This window comes from Microbacterium sp. CGR2, assembly GCF_003626735.1.
Taxonomy (GTDB): Bacteria; Actinomycetota; Actinomycetes; order Actinomycetales; family Microbacteriaceae; genus Microbacterium.
In genome coordinates, this window is record NZ_RBHX01000001.1 from 2,130,058 (window position 1) to 2,150,607 (window position 20,550).

21 protein-coding genes are annotated in these 20,550 nt (G+C 68.9%); 8 read left to right on the forward strand and 13 right to left on the reverse strand.

The features are described from left to right. Nucleotides 1-120 precede the first annotated feature (120 nt). The 4 genes from dhaK to D7252_RS10755 all read left to right on the forward strand — a co-directional run bounded on the left by dhaK (nt 121) and on the right by D7252_RS10755 (nt 5,731). Nucleotides 121-1,113 (forward strand): dihydroxyacetone kinase subunit DhaK, encoded by a 993-nt coding sequence (gene dhaK / locus D7252_RS10740; protein ID WP_120775386.1) that lies wholly within the window; start codon nt 121-123, stop codon nt 1,111-1,113. Next, nucleotides 1,110-1,757, forward strand: coding sequence for a dihydroxyacetone kinase subunit DhaL (gene dhaL / locus D7252_RS10745; RefSeq protein ID WP_183055265.1), 648 nt, complete (start codon nt 1,110-1,112; stop codon nt 1,755-1,757). Before dhaK ends, dhaL begins: the two co-directional genes overlap by 4 nt. After that, nucleotides 1,754-4,297, forward strand: a complete 2,544-nt coding sequence (gene ptsP / locus D7252_RS10750) for a phosphoenolpyruvate--protein phosphotransferase (RefSeq protein ID WP_120775388.1) — start codon at nt 1,754-1,756, stop codon at nt 4,295-4,297. The genes dhaL and ptsP overlap by 4 nt, the downstream gene beginning before the upstream one ends. Nucleotides 4,298-4,435: 138 nt before the next feature. Continuing rightward, nucleotides 4,436-5,731 carry a hypothetical protein gene (locus D7252_RS10755; protein ID WP_120775389.1) on the forward strand — a complete coding sequence of 432 codons (1,296 nt, stop codon included), beginning with the start codon at nt 4,436-4,438 and terminating at the stop codon, nt 5,729-5,731. A 9-nt stretch (nt 5,732-5,740) separates the two neighbouring features. Here D7252_RS10755 and paaZ read toward each other — a convergent pair whose 3' ends face one another. Genes paaZ through D7252_RS10790 form a run of 7 tightly spaced genes read right to left on the reverse strand, consistent with a single transcriptional unit; the run spans nt 5,741 to nt 14,140 of the window. Beyond that, complete coding sequence (gene paaZ / locus D7252_RS10760) at nt 5,741-7,810, reverse strand: phenylacetic acid degradation bifunctional protein PaaZ (RefSeq protein WP_120775390.1); 2,070 nt, start codon at nt 7,808-7,810, stop codon at nt 5,741-5,743. After that, nucleotides 7,807-8,694: a 3-hydroxyacyl-CoA dehydrogenase family protein gene (locus D7252_RS10765; protein ID WP_120775391.1), complete on the reverse strand. Its 888-nt coding sequence runs from the start codon at nt 8,692-8,694 to the stop codon at nt 7,807-7,809. The genes paaZ and D7252_RS10765 overlap by 4 nt, the downstream gene beginning before the upstream one ends. Continuing rightward, nucleotides 8,691-9,425, reverse strand: a complete 735-nt coding sequence (locus tag D7252_RS10770) for an enoyl-CoA hydratase/isomerase family protein (RefSeq protein ID WP_120775392.1) — start codon at nt 9,423-9,425, stop codon at nt 8,691-8,693. Before D7252_RS10770 ends, D7252_RS10765 begins: the two co-directional genes overlap by 4 nt. Then, complete coding sequence (locus tag D7252_RS10775) at nt 9,422-10,609, reverse strand: thiolase family protein (RefSeq protein ID WP_120775393.1); 1,188 nt, start codon at nt 10,607-10,609, stop codon at nt 9,422-9,424. The genes D7252_RS10770 and D7252_RS10775 overlap by 4 nt, the downstream gene beginning before the upstream one ends. Continuing rightward, complete coding sequence (locus D7252_RS10780; RefSeq protein WP_251050693.1) at nt 10,609-11,970, reverse strand: dihydrolipoamide acetyltransferase family protein; 1,362 nt, start codon at nt 11,968-11,970, stop codon at nt 10,609-10,611. The genes D7252_RS10775 and D7252_RS10780 overlap by 1 nt, the downstream gene beginning before the upstream one ends. Next, nucleotides 11,967-13,001 (reverse strand): alpha-ketoacid dehydrogenase subunit beta, encoded by a 1,035-nt coding sequence (locus D7252_RS10785; RefSeq protein WP_183055266.1) that lies wholly within the window; start codon nt 12,999-13,001, stop codon nt 11,967-11,969. The genes D7252_RS10780 and D7252_RS10785 overlap by 4 nt, the downstream gene beginning before the upstream one ends. Next, a complete protein-coding gene (locus tag D7252_RS10790) occupies nt 12,998-14,140 on the reverse strand; it encodes a thiamine pyrophosphate-dependent enzyme (protein WP_120775394.1) in 1,143 nt (380 codons plus the stop codon). The genes D7252_RS10785 and D7252_RS10790 overlap by 4 nt, the downstream gene beginning before the upstream one ends. Before the next feature lie 155 nt (nt 14,141-14,295). On the opposite strand from D7252_RS10790, the gene D7252_RS10795 reads away from it, so the two are divergent. Continuing rightward, nucleotides 14,296-14,730, forward strand: coding sequence for an Lrp/AsnC family transcriptional regulator (locus D7252_RS10795; RefSeq protein ID WP_183055267.1), 435 nt, complete (start codon nt 14,296-14,298; stop codon nt 14,728-14,730). A gap of 33 nt (nt 14,731-14,763) precedes the next feature. Here the strand turns inward: D7252_RS10795 and D7252_RS10800 are convergent, their stop codons facing one another. Together D7252_RS10800 and D7252_RS10805 are read right to left on the reverse strand one after the other, a co-directional pair. Then, entirely contained in the window at nt 14,764-15,060 is a 297-nt protein-coding gene (locus D7252_RS10800) for a hypothetical protein (protein WP_120775395.1), read from the reverse strand. A 115-nt stretch (nt 15,061-15,175) separates the two neighbouring features. Continuing rightward, nucleotides 15,176-15,772 carry a gamma carbonic anhydrase family protein gene (locus tag D7252_RS10805; RefSeq protein ID WP_120775396.1) on the reverse strand — a complete coding sequence of 199 codons (597 nt, stop codon included), beginning with the start codon at nt 15,770-15,772 and terminating at the stop codon, nt 15,176-15,178. A gap of 140 nt (nt 15,773-15,912) precedes the next feature. Here D7252_RS10805 and D7252_RS10810 point away from each other — a divergent pair, with 140 nt between their 5' ends. From D7252_RS10810 to D7252_RS10820, 3 genes are all read left to right on the forward strand, one after another. After that, on the forward strand, nt 15,913-16,566 hold the full coding sequence (locus tag D7252_RS10810) for a hypothetical protein (RefSeq protein WP_120775397.1): 654 nt from the start codon (nt 15,913-15,915) through the stop codon (nt 16,564-16,566). An 18-nt stretch (nt 16,567-16,584) separates the two neighbouring features. Beyond that, on the forward strand, nt 16,585-17,385 hold the full coding sequence (locus D7252_RS10815; protein ID WP_259461146.1) for an HNH endonuclease signature motif containing protein: 801 nt from the start codon (nt 16,585-16,587) through the stop codon (nt 17,383-17,385). A gap of 172 nt (nt 17,386-17,557) precedes the next feature. Further along, nucleotides 17,558-18,166, forward strand: coding sequence for a TetR/AcrR family transcriptional regulator (locus D7252_RS10820; RefSeq protein WP_120775399.1), 609 nt, complete (start codon nt 17,558-17,560; stop codon nt 18,164-18,166). Between the two features lie 29 nt (nt 18,167-18,195). On the opposite strand, the gene D7252_RS10825 is transcribed toward D7252_RS10820, so the two are convergent. From D7252_RS10825 to D7252_RS10840, 4 genes are read right to left on the reverse strand one after another with little or no spacing between them, the layout of a single operon-like run. Further along, complete coding sequence (locus D7252_RS10825; RefSeq protein ID WP_120776918.1) at nt 18,196-18,579, reverse strand: DUF202 domain-containing protein; 384 nt, start codon at nt 18,577-18,579, stop codon at nt 18,196-18,198. Beyond that, nucleotides 18,576-18,932, reverse strand: coding sequence for a YidH family protein (locus D7252_RS10830; RefSeq protein WP_120775400.1), 357 nt, complete (start codon nt 18,930-18,932; stop codon nt 18,576-18,578). Before D7252_RS10830 ends, D7252_RS10825 begins: the two co-directional genes overlap by 4 nt. Nucleotides 18,933-18,965: 33 nt before the next feature. Next, nucleotides 18,966-19,616, reverse strand: coding sequence for an HAD-IA family hydrolase (locus D7252_RS10835; RefSeq protein WP_215110937.1), 651 nt, complete (start codon nt 19,614-19,616; stop codon nt 18,966-18,968). Nucleotides 19,617-19,658: 42 nt separating this feature from the next. After that, the gene (locus tag D7252_RS10840) at nt 19,659-20,519 is read right to left on the reverse strand and encodes a MurR/RpiR family transcriptional regulator (RefSeq protein ID WP_120775401.1); all 861 of its coding nucleotides are present in this window, start codon (nt 20,517-20,519) and stop codon (nt 19,659-19,661) included. Nucleotides 20,520-20,550: the final 31 nt, after the last annotated feature.

Genomic DNA, 20,550 nt, shown 5'->3' on the forward strand with positions numbered 1-20,550 from the left:
CGGGTTCCCGGCTTCTGGATTGATCTTGACAACCGACCAGACCCCGAGCATATTCGACATTAACGAATTGCTTTCGGGTTTGGCCGCACAATCACGAACGAGATCAAAGGAGATCGCACGATGAAGAAGCTCATCAACGCCCCCGAAGACGTACTCATCGAGTCGCTCAGAGGCGTCGCGCTCGCGCATCCGGAGCTGGCAGTCGACCTCGAAACCCATGTGATCACTCGTGCGACGCCGAAGGCGCAGGGGAAGGTCGCCGTGGTCTCCGGGGGAGGGTCCGGTCACGAGCCGCTGCACGGCGGATTCGTCGGTGTCGGAATGCTGGACGCGGCCGTCGCCGGTCAGGTCTTCACCTCGCCGACCCCCGACCGGGTGCAAGCCGCAACCAAGGCCGTCGACCGCGGCGCGGGTGTGCTGCACATCGTGAAGAACTACACCGGGGACGTGTTGAACTTCGAGATGGCCGCGGAACTGGCCTCCATGGAGGGCATCGAGGTCGGAAGCGTCGTGGTCGATGATGACGTCGCCGTCCAGGACTCGCTCTACACCGCCGGTCGACGTGGTGTGGGGCTGACCGTGTTGCTGGAGAAGCTCGTGGGCGCGGCAGCCGAAGAAGGTCGCGATCTCGCCGCCGTCGTCGAACTCGCGAAGCGCATCAACGGACAGGGGCGTTCGATGGGGATGGCTCTCACGAGCTGCACGGTCCCGGCCGCCGGGAAACCGACCTTCGAGCTGCCAGACGATCAGATGGAGATCGGCATCGGCATCCACGGGGAGCCGGGTCGGCATCGTGAGCCGCTGGCTCCGGCATCCGACATCGCCCGCCAGCTGGTGGAGCCGATCTTGGCCGACATGTCTGCGGCTGGGCCGGCGATCGTGATGGTCAACGGCATGGGCGGGACACCGCTCATCGAGTTGTACCTCATGTACGCAGAGGTGGCGGGACTGCTGGAGAAGGCAGGGGTGCAGATCGCACGGAACCTCGTCGGCAACTACATCACCTCCCTCGACATGGCCGGATGCTCGGTCACGGTGCTGAAGGCCGACGACGAGCTGCTCCGCCTCTGGGATGCTCCCGTGAACACCCCCGGCCTGCGGTGGGGGGCATGATGGCGACGGTCGACACCGCCGTCCTGACCGACTGGGTCCTCCGGTTCCGCGATGCCATCGCGGCGAAGCGCGAGTGGCTCACGGAACTCGACTCGTCGATCGGTGATGCCGACCATGGCGCGAACATGGCCCGCGGTATCGATGCGGTCGGCGAGAAACTCGGCTCCGGCGCACCCTCCACCGTCGACGAGCTGCTGAAGACCGTCGGAATGACGCTGGTGAGTTCGGTGGGCGGGGCGAGCGGCCCGTTGTACGGGACGCTCTTCCTGCGGATGGGGATGTCCGCGGGCGCCGTGTCCGAGCTCGACGCGGCAGGCCTTGCGGTGGCGTTGCGAGCGGGACTCGACGGCGTCGTCGCCCGCGGCAAGGCGGAGGCCGGGGATAAGACGATGTTCGACGCGATGGAGCCCGCGGTCGACGCATTCGATGCGGCTCTCGCCGACGGGTCGGACGTGTCCGCCGCCGCTCGGGCAGCCGCTGATGCCGCGGCAGCCGGACGCGACGCGACAGAACCGTGGGTGGCGCGAAAGGGGCGAGCCAGCTACCTCGGTGAACGGAGTGCGGGACACCTCGATCCCGGGGCCGCATCGACGGCCATCCTGTTCGACAGTCTGGCCGCGGCGATCGACGGCGCCGCAGGATGATCGGGATCGTCGCCGTCTCCCACAGTGCACGACTCGGGGAGGCGGCGCTGGAGCTTGCCCTCCAGATGGTCCGAGGGGAGAGCGCACGGGTGCGGGTGGCAGCAGGAGCCGGGACGGATGCCGACGGCACCCCGATCCTGGGGACGGACGCGGTCGCCGTCGCCGGCGCGATCGACGAGCTAGCCGCGGACTGCGACGGGGTGCTGGTGCTGATGGACCTCGGATCGGCGGTGCTCAGTGCCGAACTCGCCCTGGAGCTGCGGATGAGTGATGTGCCCGTGCGTCTCGCGCCTGCGCCGTTCGTCGAAGGGCTGCTTGCGGCGGTGATCTCGGCGTCGGCGGGAGGTTCGCTCGACGCGGTGGCTGCCGAAGCGTCCGCGGCTCTCACGGCGAAGACCGGGCAGCTCGGGGAGCCGGACGAGATGCCGCGGGAGGGTGGGGGCACGGTCCACGCGGACACGGGCGCGGAAGGAAACGCCGACACGGGCGCGGAAGAAACCGCCGCCCTGGTGCGTCGCGTCCGCGTGCGCAATCCGCTCGGCATCCACGCGCGGCCCGCCGCGCTGATCGCCGAGGCGTCCGCCGGCGCGGATGTGTGGCTGCGTCGTCTTCCCGAGGGGCCCGAGGCGCAGGCCGGGAGCCTGTCACGGTTGCTGATCCTGGGTGCGCGCCAGGGAGATGAGCTCGAGCTGCGTGCCGTCGGAGCCGACGCTGCAGGCGCGTTGGAGCGAGTGTCGGCGCTGTTCGACGACGGGTTCGGCGAGGGGAACGCCGAGGATGCAGATGCGGTGACCGGCGCTGCGGCAGGGGCAGCAGCGAAGGACGACGCTCCCGCCACTGATGCGACACCGACGATTCCGGCCCGAACGATTCCGGCCGGGACCACGCTCCGCGGGCGCGGGGTGAGTCCCGGCCTGGTTGCCGCACCCGTGCTGCACCTCGCCCCTGCGCTCGCGCAACCCGACGAGACGGTTGTCGTCGCTTTCGCCGATCGCCCCGTCGAAGCCGCGGCGGTCGAAAGGGCAGCTGCCGCTGCCGCGGAGCAACTGGGCTCACGCGCTGCCGAAGCATCGGGAGAGACGAGAGCGATCCTCGATGCGGCACGGATGCTCGCTTCCGACCCGCAGCTCGTGTCCGAGGCGATCGCGCTCGTGCAAGGCCAGGGGCGGACCGCTGCGCGAGCGGTGTGGGAGGCTGCGGCGGAGCAGGAGCGGCAACTCACCGCCCTCGGCGGGCGGACGGCCGAGCGCGCCACCGACATCCGCGACGTGCGCGACCGGATCATCGCCGAGATTCTGAACATCGATCTGCCCGGAGTTCCGGAGCGGGATGATGTGTTCGTGCTCGTCGCCGCGGACCTCGCCCCGGCGGACACGGCGTCGCTCGAGGGCAGCAAGTGCGTGGCGCTCGTCACCGAGCAGGGGGGACCCACATCGCACACCGCGATCATCGCCCGATCCCTGGGGCTCACCGCGGTCGTCGGGGTGGCGGGAGCGACGGCCATCCCCGGCGATACCGTCGTACTCGTCGACGGCGACCGGGGCACCGTCGACGTCGACCCGGTGGCGTCTCGTCTCGCTGACGCCAGAGCCGCGGTGGCAGCGCCTCCGTTCAGCGGCACCGGCGAACTCGCCGACGGGCTCAGCATCCCCCTCCTCGCGAATGTCGGCGGCGCCGCGGAGGCCGTAGCCGCAGCATCCGCCCACGCCGAGGGCGTCGGCCTCTTCCGCACCGAGTTCTGCTTCCTGGGTCGGACGGACGCGCCGAGCATCGACGAGCAGGTCACGGCGTATCGCGGAGTCCTCGCCCCCTTCGCAGGCCGGAAAGTCGTCGTCCGCACCCTCGACGCCGGCAGTGACAAGCCTCTGCCGTTCGCGAACGCCGATCGCGAGGACAATCCTGCGCTCGGCATCCGGGGACTGCGGATCGCCCGGCGGAACCCGCAGCTGCTCGACGATCAACTCCGAGCTCTGGCGCTCGCAGCAGCTGCCGAATCCACGCAGGTCGAGGTGATGGCGCCCATGGTGTCGACCGTCGACGAAGCGCGGGAGTTCGCCGATCGCTGCCGCGCGGCGGGGCTTGCGCGCGTCGGAATCATGATCGAGACCCCGTCCGCCGCGCTTCTCGCCCCGGAACTCTTCGAAATCGTCGACTTCGTCAGCCTCGGCACCAACGACCTCGCCCAGTACACGCTCGCGGCGGATCGGCTGCTCAGCGAGCTCGGCGACCTGAACGATCCATGGCAGCCTGCGGTACTGCGGTTGATCGCCACCGTCGGTGCGGCGGGGCGCGCTGCCGGTAAGCACGTCGGAGTGTGCGGCGAGGCGGCAGGCGACCCGGCCCTCGCTCCCGTGCTCGTCGGACTCGGGGTCACCTCGCTGTCGATGGCGGCGCGATCACTCGGGCGAGTGGCGGCTGCCCTGGCGGAAGTGAGTGGCGAGGCGTGCCGGAGGGCGGCTGCGTCCGCCCTCGCCGCGCCGACGGCGGACGAGGCACGGGCGGCCGTCGCTGCTTCGAGACGAGCTGGCCGTCCTTCGTGACGGTATATGCCGTGGATGGCATGAGATCGGTCTCGTTTCCGTCTCGAAACGTCCTGACTTCTCAGCTGTGTCGGTTATGCCCTTACCATCGCGACAGGCGGATACGCCGACTGGCACCCAGGAGTCCGGAGGACTGAGATGGCACGATCGACGGCTGTCCGAGGCGCGTTCGTCAGCACGTTCCTGCTGGGGGCGCTCTTCGCGCTCTCGGCGTGCGCGGCGCCGGTCGAAGCGGCGCCGTCACCGTCCGCGGCGGCTCCTCCGCCTTCTCCTTCGCCTTCGCCCACCCCGTACGCAGGCCCCGTTGCGTTCGTCGGCGACGAACTCGAGCTGGTGCTGCCGACGGCGGAAGAGCTCACCGGAGTGCTTGCGGGCGCCACGGACGTCGGGGCTCCCTCCTCGTACCTCGAGCAGATATCCGATGGCGGGGGACCCCAACCCGCCCCGGCCATCTGCATGGCGCCATTCGCGGAGCAATCGCTGTCCAGCGTCGGCGCGCGCACGATGTCGTGGACCGTACCCGACGGCCCTCGGGGCACGACAGGTCAGCTCTCCGCGCTGCAGTTCGCCGATGAGGCCCAGGCGACCGAGCGGATGGATCAACTGGTCGCCGCAGGGGAGCAGTGCGGACAGTTCGACTACAACGGACCGGCGAGCTTCGAAGCGGTCGTCAAGGACGACTCGGAGCACGCGCGGGCGCTGGCCGGAACCCTGAGCATCAGCGAGACCGAAGGCGGGTGGAGCGAATTCGAGGCGTTCGCCGCCGTCGGCAACGTCGTCATCCACCTGCGGCATCCTGTCGTCGGAGACACCGCCGTCGACGCCGACGCCGTCGCGACACTTCTCCAGGATCAAGCCGAGCACGCATACGTCGCCCTCGTGGACGACCTCACGGCGAATCCGCCCGCGCCGGAGGTCGAGTCCACCCCCGATGCGGCTGCGCCCTGGAACGAGTGGGAGATCACCGCGACAGGAGTCGGTCCCGTCCGCCTCGGAGACACCATCGATGTGGCAACCGCTGCAGTCACGGATGCCGAAGTGACCGAGCCCGAGTTCGAAGGCCTGCCATGGACGCTGACGAACGCCGCAGGCACGGCTTCGCTGCTCATCGTGGCGCGAGAGGGCGGCGACACGGTGGTGGCGATCACTGCAGGCAACGAACGCACTCTGGACGATTCAGCGCAGGACGGTTCAGCGCTGCCTGCCCGGGGCGACATCCGCGTCGGAGGTCTGCTCTCGGAGGCCGTCGCCGCCTTCCCCGGGGGGACGACGGTCGACATCGTCTCCTCCGGAGACAGTCGCTACGAGGTCGCCACCAGAGACGGCCGTCTGTTCACCTTCCACGCCGACCGTGGCGCCACTGACGCGGAGGCGACCATCGTGGGCATCAGTGTCGAGGATGCCACGACCCGCCGCGGCCTCGTCTTCGAGTGAAGACCCCCCTCACACCGCTGCGAGCTCCTTGCTGACCAGGGTGAGCACGTCGTAGGTGGCGACGTCTTCGTCGGCCTGATTGCGGATGACGGCATCCCACCGGACTTCGCCGTACTCGTCGGTCTCTCGCGGCGTGATCTGTTTCGCGGTCAGAGTGACCCGGATCGCGTCGCCGGGTGACACCGGAGTCAGGAACCGGAGATTCTCGAGACCGTAGTTCGCCAGCACCGGACCGGGCTCCGGGTCGACGAAGAGACCTGCGGCCCACGACACGAGCAGGTAGCCGTGGGCGACACGGCCCGGGAAGAACGGATTCGCTGCCGCGGCGTCTTCATTCATGTGGGCGTAGAACGTGTCGCCCGTGAAATGCGCGAACGTCTCGATGTCGTCGAGGGTCACCTCGCGAGAGGCCGAGACGATCTGGTCCCCGATGCGCAACTCGGCCAGCGACTTGCGGAACGGGTGCCGGTCTCCGCTCTGCGCTGCCGCTCCGGCGTGCCAGACCCCGGTGAGAGCGGTGAGCATCTCGGGGGAGCCCTGAACCGCCGTGCGCTGCATATGGTGCAGCACCGCGCGGATGCCGCCGAGCTCTTCGCCACCGCCGGCGCGACCCGGTCCGCCGTGCACGAGGTTCGGGAGCGGAGAGCCGTGGCCTGTCGACGAGCGGGCATCGTCACGGTCGAGCATCAGGACGCGTCCGTTGAACGGGGCGATGCGCCGGGCGAGGTCCACAGCCTCCACCGGATCGTGGGTGGCGATGCTCGTCACCAGGGAACCGCCACCCCGGGCGACGAGCGCTGCGGCGTCGGCGGTCGTGTCGTAGGTCAACAGTGACGCCACCGGGCCGAACGCTTCGACGGTGTGCACGGCATCCGCCTGCGGATCGTCGAAGCGCAGCAGAAGGGGTGGGAGGAACCCGCCGTCGGGAGCCGCGCCCATGGTTCCGTCGGCGTGCCGCACCTCGGGGACCTCCGTCGCTCCGAGCACGAGCCTCCCGCCGGCGTCCTGCAACCGGCGCACCTGGCGGACGACCTCGTCCCGCTGGCCGATCGATGCCAACGGTCCCATCGTGACCCCATCGGCGCGCGGGTCTCCGAGGACGGTCTTCTCTTCGATGCGCGCGCGCACCGCCTCGACCACGGCATCCGCCACCGAGGTCGGCACGATCGCCCGGCGGATGGCGGTGCACTTCTGCCCGGCCTTCGCGGTCATCTCGGTCACCAGCTGGCGCACGTACGCATCGAACTCGGGCGTCCCTGGGACGGCATCCGCGCCGAGCACCGAGGCGTTGATCGAGTCTGTCTCGGTCGTGAACCGCACACCTCCGGTCTGCACCGCCGGATGTGCTTTCAGTTTCTCCGCGGTCGACGCGCTGCCGGTGAAGCCGACGATGTCGCCGAGACGCAGGTGGTCGAACAGCGTCGGGACGCTGCCGCTGACGAGCTGCAGCGACCCCTCCGGCAGCAGCCCGGAGTCGACCAGGATCCGCACCATCGCCTCGGCGACGTAACCGGTGGGGGTCGCGGGCTTCACGAGAGTCGGCATGCCGGCGAGGAACGCAGGGGCGAGCTTCTCGAGTGCCCCCCAGACGGGGAAGTTGAAGGCGTTGATCTGCACAGCGACGCCGGGAAGGGACGTGTACACGTGTCGGCCGAGGAACGAGCCGTCCTTCGACAGCACCTCCACCGGGCCGTCGACATGGACCGTCCCGTTGGGAAGTTCACGGCGACCCTTCCCGGAGTATGAGAAGAGCACGCCGATACCGCCGTCGATGTCGACCCACGAATCCGTCTTCGTGGCCCCGGCGCGTGCGGACAGCGCATACAGCTCGTCCTTGCGCTCGGTCAGCGCGAGGGCGAACTTCTTCAGCAGCACGGCTCGCTGATGGAAGGTGAGTGCGCCGAGGCTTGCATGACCGACGGTTCGCGCGTGCTCCAGCGCGGAGTCCAGATCCAGGCCGTCGGCACTCACCCGAGCGACGATCTCGCCGGTCGACGCATCTCGCACCGCCGTCGCGTCCACGGTGCCCGACGGCGTCCACCATGCCCCCTCGACGTAACTCGGAAGGTGATCGGTCATCGCGTGCCCTCGTTCCCTGTCGGTGCCGGCCATGTGTAGAAGCCTTCGCCGCTCTTCCGGCCGAGTTTTCCCTCGGCGACCATCGTGCGCAGCAACCGGGGTGGTTCGAATCGCTCGCCCAGGGTGGCGGCGAGTTCCTCCGCGATGCCCAGCCGCACATCCAGTCCCACGATGTCCGTCGTGCGCAGCGGCCCGATCGGATGCCGGTAGCCGAGGGTCATGGCGGCATCGATGTCGGCGGCGCTCGCGACGCCCTCCTCCCGCATGCGGATCGCTTCGAGGCCGAGGACAACGCCCAGTCGTGACGAGGCGAAGCCCGGGGAATCGTGCACGACGATCGGCGTCTTACCCAGTGCCCGTATCCACCCGCAGGCTTGCTGGACGAGAGCTTCCGGGGTCGCCCCGCCGCGCACCACCTCCACGAGGGCCGATGACGGCACGGGGTTGAAGAAGTGCAGGCCGAGGAAGTCCTCCGGCCGGGTGCGGGCCGCAGCGAGGTCGTCGATCGAGATCGAGGAGGTGTTCGAGGCCAGGATCGCGCCGCGTCCCAGTGCCTCTTCGGCACGGCGGAGGGCTGCGTCCTTGAGCGCTCGATCTTCGGGAACGGCCTCGATCACCAGGTCGCAGTCCGCGAAGGATGCGACGTCGGTGCCGCAGCCGATGCGCGGGATGAGGCCCGACTCGTCGACCTCGGGATCGCGCTCTGCGGAGCGGCGGATGCTCTCGCCGATGCGTTCCGCCGCGGCCTCGGCGCTCGCTTCATCCCGTTCGACGACGCTCACCCGTGAACCCGCGAGCAGGAACGCGTGTGCGATCCCCGCTCCCATGCGACCGCCGCCGATCACGCCGACGCGTGCCGGCGCCGCGGCCGAAGGCTCGTTCATCGTCGTGCCCGGCGTTCGAGGAACTCGGTCATGCGGCGCTTCTTCTCCGGCGACTCGAAAAGCTGCGCCTGCAGTTCGCGTTCGATCGCCGGATGTTCGACGGGCCGAGCGCGCAGCACACGCTTGGTGAGTTGCGTGGCGAGCGGGTCGTTGCGGCTGATCCGGTCGGCGATGGCATGCGCGGCGGCACCGAGCTCTTCGGCGGGGTGAACCGCCGAGACGAGCCCCCAGGCCAGAGCCTCATCCGCGTCGAGGATGCGCGCGGTGAGCAGCAACTCGCTCGCCCTGGCTTCTCCGACGATCTCCGGAAGGCGCCACGTCGCGCCGGCGGCGGCGATGATCCCGAGGCCAGTTTCCGGGTTGCCCATGCGCAGCGCCGGGGTGCCGATCCTGATGTCCGCGGCATAGGCGAGCTCGGCGCCGCCGCCGAGCGCGTACCCGTCGATCGCGGCGATCACTGGCATGGGCAGCTCGCGGACGCGAATGAATGCCGTCGCGTTGATGCCGCGACGAGCGTCGTCGGCCGTGCGCTCGCGGAGTTCGGCGATGTCGGCACCGGCCGCGAAGACACCCCCGGCCCCCGTGAGAATGAGTGTGCGGGGGTGCTGCTCGAGGGTTGCGCACAGCTCGTGCAGGTCGTCGATCATGCCCTGGTCGATCGCATTGCGCTTTTCGGGGCGATCGAGCGTCGCCACGACTCGGTCGTCCCGCTCCTCTACGCGGATGGTCATGCCACGCGCTCCACGATCATCGCCGTGCCCTGGCCGACACCGACGCACATCGTCGCGAGACCGAGTTCAGCGCCCTCGCGCTCCATGCGGCCGAGGAGGGTGACCACGATCCGGCATCCGCTGGATCCGAGGGGGTGGCCGAGGGCGATCGCGCCGCCGTCGCGGTTGGCGATCTCGGGGTCGATCGCGAGGCGTCGGAGTGAGGCGAGGGATTGCGTCGCGAAGGCTTCGTTGAGCTCGACGGCACCGATCCGGGAGATCGGGATGCCGACGCGCTGAAGCGCTTTCTCGGTCGCGGGAACCGGGCCGAGGCCCATGATCTCCGGGGCCAGGCCCGCCGAGGTCGTGGTGAGGATGCGCGCCCGAGGAGTCAGACCGAGACGGCGGACCGCGTCGGCGCTCGCCACCACGATCGCGGAGGAGCCGTCGTTGAGGGAGCTGGAGTTGCCGGCGGTGACGACGCTGCCCCCGGGCACGACAGGGCGCAGCCCCGCGAGAACTTCGAGGCTCGTGTCTCGGCGCGGGCCCTCGTCGGTCGTGAGCTCGCCGGTGCGCGTGGCCACGGAGACGGTCTCGGCGTCGAACCGTCCGGCGTCGATCGCGGCGATGGCGCGCTGCTGACTTCGCAGGGCGAAGGCGTCGGCATCCTCGCGGGTGATGCCGTCGCGGCGAGCGACCTCTTCGGCTGTCTCGGGCATCGAGGAGGTCGCCTTGTCTCGCGCGCGGAGGCGCGGGTTGGTGAACCGCCAGCCGATCGAGGTGTCGAACGACTCACCCGGCTTCCCCCAGGCGCGCTGTGGCTTCGCCTGCACCCACGGCGCACGCGTCATCGATTCCGCGCCGCCGGCGACGATGACGTCGGCGTCTCCGGCGCGGATCGCCTGGGCAGCCAGCGCGATCGCCGACATTCCGGATGCGCACAGCCGGTTGACGGTGACCCCGGGGACGGTGTCGGGGAGGCCTGCGAGCAGCACCGCCATGCGCGCGACGTTCCGGTTGTCTTCCCCGGCTTGATTCGCCGCTCCGAGGATGACCTCATCGACGGCGGCGTCCGGGACGCCTGCCCGGTCGAGTGCCTCACGAACGGCGAGGGCGGCGAGGTCGTCCGGGCGGACGTCGGCGAGGGCCCCGCCGTAACGCCCGACGGGTGTGCGCACCCCGCCGACGAGGAACACGTCGACCATCAGAGTCTCCCGAAGATCCGGAGCGGATGCTCGATGAGTTCGGCGACACGTCGAAGGAACCCCGCGGCGTATCCGCCGTCGCAGACACGATGGTCGAACACGAGCGACAGCTGAGCGACGCGACGTACAACGATCTCGCCCTCGACCACCCAGGGGCGTTCGATGATGCGGCCGATGCCGAGGATGGCGACGTCCGGGTGGTTGATGATGGCGGCCGACCCGTCGACACCCAACCCGCCGTAGTTGTTGAGGGTGAAGGTCGATCCGCGAAGGTGCTCTGCCGGCATGTTTCCGGCGCGGGCGGCAGCGGCGAGATCCCGCAACGCGCTGTCGAGCTGCTCGACCGTGAGGGCGTGCGCGCGGGGGATCACGGGGACCAGGAGCCCCCGCTCGGTGTCGGTGGCGACGCCGAGGTTCACGCCGTCGAACGCGATCAGTTCCTCGGCGGTCTCGCTGAGACGCGAGGCCAGAATCGGAAAATCTTCGAGCGCGATCAGCACGAAACGGCCGAGGAGAGCGGTCAAAGACGGTGCCGTCACGCCCTCGGGAGCCATCTGCGTTCGCAGGTCCCACAGAGCGGTCGCATCGATGTCGACCCATACCGTCGCCTCGGGAATCTCCGCGCGGCTACGGGAGAGCTTGGCGCTGACGGCTTTGCGCAGCGGGGACAGCCTTTCGCGCGAACGTACCGCGAGACCGTCGAGCATGGTGTCCGGGCCGACGGTCGGCGTGTGGGAGGGTGGTCCGTCCACGGCATGGTCGGCAGCGGCGCGGAGGACATCGGCCCGCGTCACGGCACCGTCTGTGCCGGTGGCCGCGATGACGCGCACGTCCAGCCCGAGGTCTCTGGCCAGGCGCCGCACGATCGGAGAGCGGACCGCGACAGGGCGAGGGGTGACCTGTGGGGTGTCGTCGGAAGTACGGATGGCCGGCCGGCGGCGTCCGGATGCTGTGCGCTCCGTGGTGCCGTAGCCGATGAGCACGTTGCCGGAACCGGCGCGCTCTTCCTGGCGGTAGGTGTCTCGGCCGGAGGTGTCTGCGGAGGGATCCGTCGCCGCATCCGTCGCCGCATCCGTCTCCGCATCCTCGTGCGAGCCGAAAGGTGCCACCTCGAGCACGGGTGCGCCGACGCCGATGGTGTCACCGGTTTCGCCATGCAGGGCGACGACGACACCGGCGAACGGAGAAGGCAGCTCCACGATGCTCTTCGCGGTCTCGACCTCGGCGACGGGCTGGTCGGTCGAGATCGCATCACCGACGGCTACGAGCCACTGCACCAGACCGGCCTCGGTCAGACCCTCGCCGAGGTCGGGGAGGCGAAAGACCTGATTCGTCGTGCCGGAGCGCATCCGGGTGCTCATTCTTCGTCGTCCCAGTGCAGCGTGTCGATGGCATCGAGGACGCGATCGACATCGGGCAGATACCAATGCTCGAGCTTGGGCGGGGCATAGGGGACGTCGAAGCCGGTGACGCGCCGGACGGGCGCCGCAAGGAATTCGAAGCAGCGCTCGAACACACGAGCCTGGATCTCGGAGGCGACGGATGCGTACCCCGGAGCCTCCGCGATGACCACGGCACGGCCCGTCGAGCGCACCGCCGCCGTGACCGTCTCGTCATCGAAGGGCGAGAGGGAGCGCACGTCCACGACCTGCACGCTGCGCCCTTCCGAGGCAGCGACGTCGGCCGCCTCCAGGGCGAGCGGCACCGAGGCGCCGTACGCCAGGAGAGTCACGTCCGTGCCGGGCCGAGCGATGCGAGCCGTGCCGATCTGGGTGGTGATCGACGTGTCCACCTCGCCTTTGGTCCAGTACAGCTTCTTCGGCTCGAGGAAGATCACCGGATCAGGGGAGGCGATCGCTGCGCGCAGGAGCGAGTAGGCGTCCTGCGGTGTCGAGGGACTGACCACGGTGAGACCGGGAGTATGTGCGTAGTACGCCTCGGAGGAGTCGCAGTGGTGCTCAACGCCGCCGATGCCGCCGCCGAACGGGATACGGATCACCAACGGCATCCGCACCTGACCGCGCGTGCGGTTGCCGAACTTGGCGACGTGACTGACGATCTGCTCGAAGGCCGGGAGGGCGAACGCGTCGAACTGCATCTCGACCACGGGGCGCATGCCGTTCATGGCCATCCCGACCGCCGTGCCGACGATTCCCGACTCGGCGAGGGGTGTGTCGAAGCAGCTCTCCTCGCCGAAACGCGCGGTGAGCCCGTCGGTGATGCGGAAGACGCCGCCGAGAGCGCCGACGTCCTCGCCGAAGACGAGCACCGCAGGGTCTGCCGCCAGCGCATCGGCCAGAGCTCGGTTGAGCGCGGCGGCCATGCTCATCTGCGCCACGTCCCGCACGGGGGCAGTGGCTTCGGTGCGGACGGCATCGTCTGCGAGGGTCACCGGGCACCTCCGACCTGGTGGTGGTCGCGGTCGGAAGCCTCGTCGGGGACGACCTCGGCGAGGCGTGCGCGTTGGATCTCGCCGCGGAGCAGGTCCCACTGCTCATCGAGTTGAGGCGACGGCGTCTCGGTCACGAACCGGAAGAGGTCGTGGGGCTCGACGTCGGCATCCCGGTTGAGATCCCTGCGCATCGCTTCGGCGATCCCGTCCGCGCCGGCCCTGTACCGTTCGTCGGCCGCCGTGTCGAGCGCGCCGATGTCGGTGAGGTGGGCGTGCAGGCGCAGCAGCGGGTCGCGAGGCGTCCACGCCTGCACGTCGTCGCGGTCGCGGTAGCGCATGTCATCGTCAGCGTTGGTGTGGGCCTGCATCCGGTACGTGTGCGCTTCGACGAGCGAGGGTCCGCCGCCTGCGCGTGCACGGGAAACGGCTTCGCCGAGCACTGCCAGGACGGCGGCGACGTCGTTGCCGTCGACGCGCTGCCCCGGCATCCCGTAGCCGATGGCCTTATGTGCCAGGGAGGGCGCAGCGGTCTGGCGGGCGAGCGGCACTGAGATCGCGAAGCCGTTGTTCTGTACGAAGAAGACGACGGCGACGTGGAAGACGGCGGCGAAGTTCAGCGCCTCGTGGAAGTCGCCTTCGCTGGTGGCGCCGTCGCCGCAGAGGGCGAGGACGACCGTGTCCTCACCACGATGCTTGGCGGCGTGGGCGAACCCGACCGCATGCAACAGCTGCGTGGCGAGAGGCGTCGTCTGCGGGGCGACGCGGTGCGCCCGCACGTCGTATCCCGAATGCCAATCGCCCTTGAGGAGAACGAGAGCCTCGGCCGGGTCCACCCCTCGACCGATGATGGCGACCGAATCGCGGTACGTCGGGAACAGCCAGTCCGCGTCGCCGAGGACCATCGCGGCGGCCACTTGGCAGGCCTCCTGGCCATGCGACGAGGGGTAGACCGCGAGTCGGCCCTGGCGCACGAGGGCTCCTGCCTGATCGTTGATGCGTCGTCCTTCGACGAGACCTCGATACGCCCGGAGCAGTGTGTCCGTATCGGGCAGCGTGAACCGAGGATCGGCGACGGGAATGCCGTCGTGGTCGAGCAGTTGCACCGCGACGTCGCGCGGGAGCATGTCGGTGTGCTGCATCCGTTCCGCCTCCTTGCCGAACTCGATGAGGACAGCATGCTCCCTTCCGGACAGACGTCCCAGGGGAGACCGCAAAAACTGAACGATCGATAAGTAATTGCGGATTCTTGCGCCGAAGTGTCAGACTTCAGCGACGGAACGAAGGGGTTCTCACGATGGTGCTGGATGCTGTGGATCACGCGATCCTGGACGAGCTCCGCAGAGACGCGCGGTCGTCGATGACGTCCATCGCCGAAGCCGTGCACATCTCGCGCGCCGGGGTGCACGCGCGGATCAGACGGCTGACGGATGCGGGTGTGATCACGGGATACTCCGTGGTGACCGACCCCGTGCTGCTCGGGCATCATGCGAGTGCGTATGTGACGCTGGCGATCGAACAGGCGACGTGGCAGGACGTGCGGGACCGTCTGCGGAACATCCCGGAGATCGAACACATGGCGCTCGTGGGCGGCGACTTCGACGTCATCCTCCTGGTGCGCGCCAATGATGCGCGGGATCTGCGCCGGATCGTGCTCGAAGACATCCAAGCCATTCCGTCGATCCGGTCGACGCGCACGACCTTGATCTTCGAGGACTTCGGGCCGAGCTGAGGTGCGCGGCCGGAGCGGCGGCTGCGGGATCGGTCAGGGAGTGTTTTCGGGTTCCCGGGCCGTGCCGGCACGGGCAGCGCCGGCACGCCGCCCCGCGAGAAAGGCCGCACCGATCAGCCCCAGGGCCAGAAGTGCCGCTCCGTTGAGCGTCATTCGGGAAACGAAGATGCCGGCGTCGCCGGGCGTGAAAGTGGCGTCGGCGAGCGGTTGATACGCAAACCACCCGAATGAGACAGGCGTGAGCAGTCCCGCGATCAGAAGGGTCAGACCGACGGTGGCGACAACGAGCGCCGCCGCCCACGCGATTCCTGCTCGACGATTCCTCTTCACCCCATCGACACTAGCGACCGGGAGTGGAGCGCGTCGCTGTCAGCCGTCCCCGTACATCAGCAGCTGGGCGGCTTCGTCTGACTCGAGATCCGGGCCGTGCATCCACGAATCGCCCTCAGTGGTCGATGGCCCGGTCGTCGGCGTGCGAACCGTAGTACTCGGACTGCTGCCGCATGAGGTCTCGCATCGGCACATCGCGTCCGACGCCATACACTGTTCCGCCGAAATCGAGGTCTCGCTGTATCGCCCAGATGTCGTCATGACGTTCCGGTGGGAGGATCGACGCGGGCGCTCCGACCGCAACCCATCCGATAGGAACCATGTCGCCGGGCTCCAGGACCGTGTTGACCTGTACGACGCCGTTGATCCGGACCTCGGCGCCCGCGCCGATACGGCTGCCAGGGAACAGAGAAGCGTTGGTGGCGATGAAGACCTCGTCCTCCACGATGCTCCCGTTCACATGGGCATGGGGTCCGATCATGACTGCCACGCCGATGTGAACGTTGTGGCCGGAACGCCCGCGTATCAGAGCGTGCTCCATGACGACGGTGTCTTCGCCGATGGCGACCTCGCCGTCCTCCGCTGTGATCACCGCTCCGTGCAGAACTCGAACGCCCGCCGCGATTCGCACGGCCCCCACGATCACGGCGGACGGCGCGATGTACGCCGTCGGGTGGATTGAGGGTTGATGGCCACGGTGTTCTAAGAGCATGTGCTCGCTCCGATCATCTTCCTCACACTAGCGGAGGCGTGCGGCCGGACGGCTGGACCGTTTCGCGGGTGTACTGGAATATCGGTCTGATCTGGGGATTACCGGGTCTGAATGTCGGTGGCTCCGGGTTGAATGGGGGTATGAACAACACGTCGGAGGTCATCGGTCGGGTCGTTGCCGATCTGGATGGTGTGGTGGGTTCTGGTGTGGTGGGTTCTGGTGTGGTGGCGGGTTTGTCGGATGCGGAGCGGGTGGAGCTTCTTCGGGGCCTGGGTGAGGCGCATCGGCGGGTGGAGGCGCTGGTGGTCGAGGCGGTGGCGTCTGCTGATCAGGGTTTCGGTGTGGCGTTCGGGTGTCGGTCGTCGAATGAGTTGGTGCAGCGGGCGTTGCGGACGGATGCTGCGGGTGGGGCGCGGGTGGTGAAGGCGTCGAAGTTGGTGCGGCGGGAGACGGAGTTGACGTCGGGGGCTCCGTTGCCGGGCCGGTGGCCGGCGCTGCGGGAGGCGTTGCGGGATGGGACGATCGGGGTGGCGGGGTTGTTGGCGGCGACGGGGCCGTTGGAGCAGGCCGGTCCCCGGATCGGGACTGAGGACCGGTTGCGGGCGGATGCGGAACTGGCGGCCTATGCGCGCGGCATGATGGGCGTGGAGCCGGGTGAGGGTGTGGTGCCGGGTCCGGCGCCGACGCCGGAGGATCTGCGGGTGCTTGCTCAGGTGATCGTGGCGTATCTGGATCCGGATGGGGCGGAGCCCGAGCATGAGCGGGCGGCGAGGTCGCGGGGTGTGCGGTTGTGACGCGCGAAAGACGGCCTGATTCCCCTGTCGGGTCGGTTGCTGCCGGAGGTCGCGGCGCAGTTGCAGCGCATCTGGGATGCATATCTGAATCCCAAGGTCGACGGGCCGCCCTTGCCCGGCGTGCACTTCGCACTCTCAGACGAGGATGATCGTGCCGAAGGCTGCAGCGAAGACACTGATCGGTTCGCGAACACGATGCCGGTCGGGATCACGGACACCCGCTCCCACATCCAACTTCAGCACGACGCCCTCGCCGCAGCGCTCGGTATCGCGGCCCGCCACGACGACATGCCCCGCCTCGGTGGTGCCGCCCCGACCCTCGTGGTATCTGTCACGGCGGAGGATTATGCGACCGGGCGCGGGTGGGCGCACGTCGACGGGACCGACATCCCGGTCACCGTCGGCACCGCCCGCCACACCGCATGCGGGGGCATGGTGCAACGCGTGCTGTTCGACCCGGAAGGGCGGATCCTCGGTATCGGATCGACCGACCGGATCTTCACCGTCCACCAGAGACGCGCGATCACTCTCCGAGATAAAGAATGCTTGATCCCGGGGTGTCATGTCCCCGCATCCTGGTGTGAGATCCACCACGTCCAAGAGCACGCCCGAGGTGGGCCGACCAGCACCGACAACGGGGTCGCGTTGTGCTGGCACCACCACCGCACCCTCGACACATCCGGGTGGGAGATCCGCATGCACAACGGCATCCCCTCCGTCCGCGGACCCGCCTGGTGGGACCCCACCCGACGATGGTGGAACCCGAACACCCACCGCACCGACGGCGCCCACCGCGATCCGCAACGGCAGACCGCGTGACCGGGTGACTGCGTGGCCGCGTGGCCGCGTGACCGCGTGACGCGTGACGTGTGACCGTGTGACGTGTGACGCGTGACGCGTGACGCGTGACGCGTGACGCGTGACGCGTGACGCGTGACGTGTGACCCGTGACCCGTGACGCGTGACCGGGCGACAGTGCCAGACTGAGCAGGTGACGGATGCACGCCCCGCAACCAGCGAACCCGCTCGTCGCGGGCGCCCCGGTTACGACCGTCGAGGACTTCTCGCTGCGGCGGTCGCGGTCTTCAACGAATCCGGTTACGACGCCACGTCGGTGGCCGCACTCGCCACCCGACTCGGACTTTCCAAGGCCGCCCTGTACCACCACTTCTCTTCGAAGGAAGAAATCCTCGAACTGGCGCTCGGCGAAGCGCTCGACGGTCTCGAAGGAGTGCTCGCCGATACGCGAAGCATCCGGGCAAGCGAACGTCTCGCCTCCGTGCTGCAGGGAGCCGTTCGTGTTCTCGCCGCCAACCTGCCCGCGGTCACCTTGCTGCTTCGCGTCCGGGGCAACAGCGAAGTCGAACGACGAGCTCTCGATCGACGGCGGGCATTCGACCAGGAAGTCAGGGAGATCGTCCGCGCCGCGCAGGGCGAAGGTGCAGTGCGGGCAGACATCGACGCCTCGGTCGCCACGAGACTCCTGTTCGGCATGGTCAACTCGCTTGTCGAGTGGTATCGACCCGGCGGAGCGGAAGACGCCGACGCGCTCGCCCGTGACGTGCTGACAGTCGCGTTGGACGGCCTGCGCACCCGCTGAATTCCGGCCCGACGGTGGATCGTGGCGGTCTACGTGGCTGCGGAGATCACGACGAGGGCAAGCGCCAGGAGCCCGAAGCCGGCGCTGAAAGCGGACAGCCCCAGGAGCAGCCCCGCGCCCGGAAGTCCCGCCCCGCGATGGACAGCCCCGCGATGATCAGCCCCGGCCGTCTTGGTCAATGCCGCCGTCACGCGCACCTGCCTCCGTCGCGCGGAGAACCAGAGGACGCACGCCGTGGCCAGTCCGATGACACTGGGTACGAACCCCCATGCATCCGCATCCGCGGGCAGCGCAACAGGAAAGACGCGCAAGGAGAGCAACGAACCGATCGCGATGGCCAACGCGGTCCGGCGCCAAGCCAGTTCGGTCCGTTCCGGCTGCAGACCCGGATCGAACGGCCTCGGCGCGGTCACCGCCACAACACTCCGGCCAAGACGAGCAGGCCGACGACCACCACGACGATCGCAAGCAGAACCGCCGAGAACGCGCCCGGCAACGGCCGCGACTGTCGAAGTGCTCGCTCCGCCCGCATCCACTCCCACCAGGCGAGCGGAGCCACGGCCGTGCCCCCGGCGATGAGGAGCAGCGACGCCGCCAGACGGAAGCCCGGGTGCAGGTCCAGGCCGAGTACTTCGAGGGCGACCCCGCCGGCGATCAGCGCGAGCGCCGTGCGCGTCCACGCCAGGAAAGTACGCTCGTTCGCCAGCGAGAAACGTGGATCGGGTTCCGTCCCGACGCCGTAGACCGAAGCGGGGAATCGTCGCATCGCCTCATCGTAGCCGCGCCGGATCGTGCGACCTCAGTCGATGCGAAGCTCGAACCCCTGCTCAGCGGCGACGACGGAGATGCCGGTCAGGTCGACGACGGCGAACTCGGGGGAGTGTCCGGCGGCATGTTCTCCGACACCGATGACCCGCATACCCGCGGCATGAGCGGCCTGGATGCCAGCGGCAGAATCTTCCAGGACGACACAGTCCGCCGGAGCGACTCCGAGCATCCTCGCGCCGAGGAGGAACCCCTCCGGATCGGGCTTCGATGCCGACACATCCTCCGCGGTGACAGCCAGCGCGGGTACCGCGAGGCCCGCCTCGCCCATCCGCGCGTTCATCAACGGCACGTTCGCCGAGGTGACGACGGCGTGCGGAAACGCTCGCAATGCCTCGAGCAAGGATGCAGCTCCCGCTATCTCCACCACACCGCCGACGTCTCCGGTCTCGTTCGCGAGCATCGCCTCGTTCTCGCGAAGGTTGATCTCGTGGTCCCGTCCGGGAAGCATGATGGCCATGCTCTGGTGACCCTGCCGTCCGTGCACCACGCTGAGGACGGTTTCCGGATCGAGGCCATGCGGCTCCGCCCACGCGAGCCAGAGCCGCTCCACCACCGCGGTCGAATCGACCAGCGTCCCGTCCATGTCGAGAAGAACAGCGCCGGCGGGGATGATGTGGGTCACCACTTCAGGCTACTGCCGAGGACAGCGGCAACTGCACCCCGCTCATTCGCCGCGGAGCGTTCGCGCAGCCTCGGCCGTCCGCTGCAGCGCGTGCACGGTGTACGCATGCCGCCGCTGACCGACTCCGACGAACAGGCAGTCCACGAGGGCGAGCTGGGCGATCCTGCTCACCATCGCCCCCGATCTCAGGCGCGGCTCGCGCGCGTGCGTGAACAGCGCATGATCGGCAGCATCCGCCAACGCGGAGTCGGCAGCGCTCGTGATGCCGATGGTCGTTGTTCCCGCCGAGCGGGCCGCCTGAAGAAAACGAACGGTCTCGATCGTGGATCCGGAGTTGGAGAAGCCGATGGCCACGCTCTTGGTCGCGCCGAGCGCGGCCGCGGCGCTCGCCTCATGGGCGTCGGCGAGAACGATGGCCGTACGGCCGATGCGCAGGAGTTTCAGCCCGAGATCGGATGCCGCGAGCCGGCTCGCACCCACTCCGAACAGCAGGATCCGCTCGGCCTCGTCGATCGCATCGACCGCTGCAGCCAGGACCGCGTAGTCGACGTTGCCGACGGTCTCCTCGATCGCCAGGAGTTCCAGTGCGGCGATTTTCGACACGGCATCGCGCAGAGTGTCGCCGAGTGCGATCTCCGACCCGAATCCGGCGGGGGCGCTGAACTGCGCGGACTCCCGCCCGAGTTCCGCGGCGAGAGCCATCCGCAGCGCGGGATAGCCGCTGAGACCGATCGCCCGGCAGAAACGCACGACCGACGCGACGGAGGTCTCGCAGGCCGATGCGAGCTCGGAGATCGTGCTCTCGATCACCGTCGAGGGGTTCTCGCTGATGACGCGCGCGATCCTCGCCAGTGAGCGCGGCAGCGTATCGGCGGCCGTGGCTATGGTCGTCTGGATGCTCATATGTCTCCTGCGCTCGGTATGAACAATTGTT

Bases quoted from the DNA above. Each gene is read 5' to 3' on its own strand.
- D7252_RS10765 (WP_120775391.1), bottom strand. From the start codon at position 8,694: ATGAACGAGCCTTCGGCCGCGGCGCCGGCACGCGTCGGCGTGATCGGC.
- D7252_RS10830 (WP_120775400.1), bottom strand. From the start codon at position 18,932: ATGCGACGATTCCCCGCTTCGGTCTACGGCGTCGGGACGGAACCCGAT.
- D7252_RS10810 (WP_120775397.1), top strand. From the start codon at position 15,913: ATGAACAACACGTCGGAGGTCATCGGTCGGGTCGTTGCCGATCTGGAT.
- dhaK (WP_120775386.1), top strand. From the start codon at position 121: ATGAAGAAGCTCATCAACGCCCCCGAAGACGTACTCATCGAGTCGCTC.
- D7252_RS10805 (WP_120775396.1), bottom strand. From the start codon at position 15,772: ATGCTCTTAGAACACCGTGGCCATCAACCCTCAATCCACCCGACGGCG.
- dhaL (WP_183055265.1), top strand. From the start codon at position 1,110: ATGATGGCGACGGTCGACACCGCCGTCCTGACCGACTGGGTCCTCCGG.
- D7252_RS10795 (WP_183055267.1), top strand. From the start codon at position 14,296: ATGGTGCTGGATGCTGTGGATCACGCGATCCTGGACGAGCTCCGCAGA.
- D7252_RS10770 (WP_120775392.1), bottom strand. From the start codon at position 9,425: ATGACCATCCGCGTAGAGGAGCGGGACGACCGAGTCGTGGCGACGCTC.
- D7252_RS10840 (WP_120775401.1), bottom strand. From the start codon at position 20,519: ATGAGCATCCAGACGACCATAGCCACGGCCGCCGATACGCTGCCGCGC.
- ptsP (WP_120775388.1), top strand. From the start codon at position 1,754: ATGATCGGGATCGTCGCCGTCTCCCACAGTGCACGACTCGGGGAGGCG.
- D7252_RS10775 (WP_120775393.1), bottom strand. From the start codon at position 10,609: ATGGTCGACGTGTTCCTCGTCGGCGGGGTGCGCACACCCGTCGGGCGT.
- paaZ (WP_120775390.1), bottom strand. From the start codon at position 7,810: ATGACCGATCACCTTCCGAGTTACGTCGAGGGGGCATGGTGGACGCCG.
- D7252_RS10790 (WP_120775394.1), bottom strand. From the start codon at position 14,140: ATGCAGCACACCGACATGCTCCCGCGCGACGTCGCGGTGCAACTGCTC.
- D7252_RS10755 (WP_120775389.1), top strand. From the start codon at position 4,436: ATGGCACGATCGACGGCTGTCCGAGGCGCGTTCGTCAGCACGTTCCTG.
- D7252_RS10780 (WP_251050693.1), bottom strand. From the start codon at position 11,970: ATGAGCACCCGGATGCGCTCCGGCACGACGAATCAGGTCTTTCGCCTC.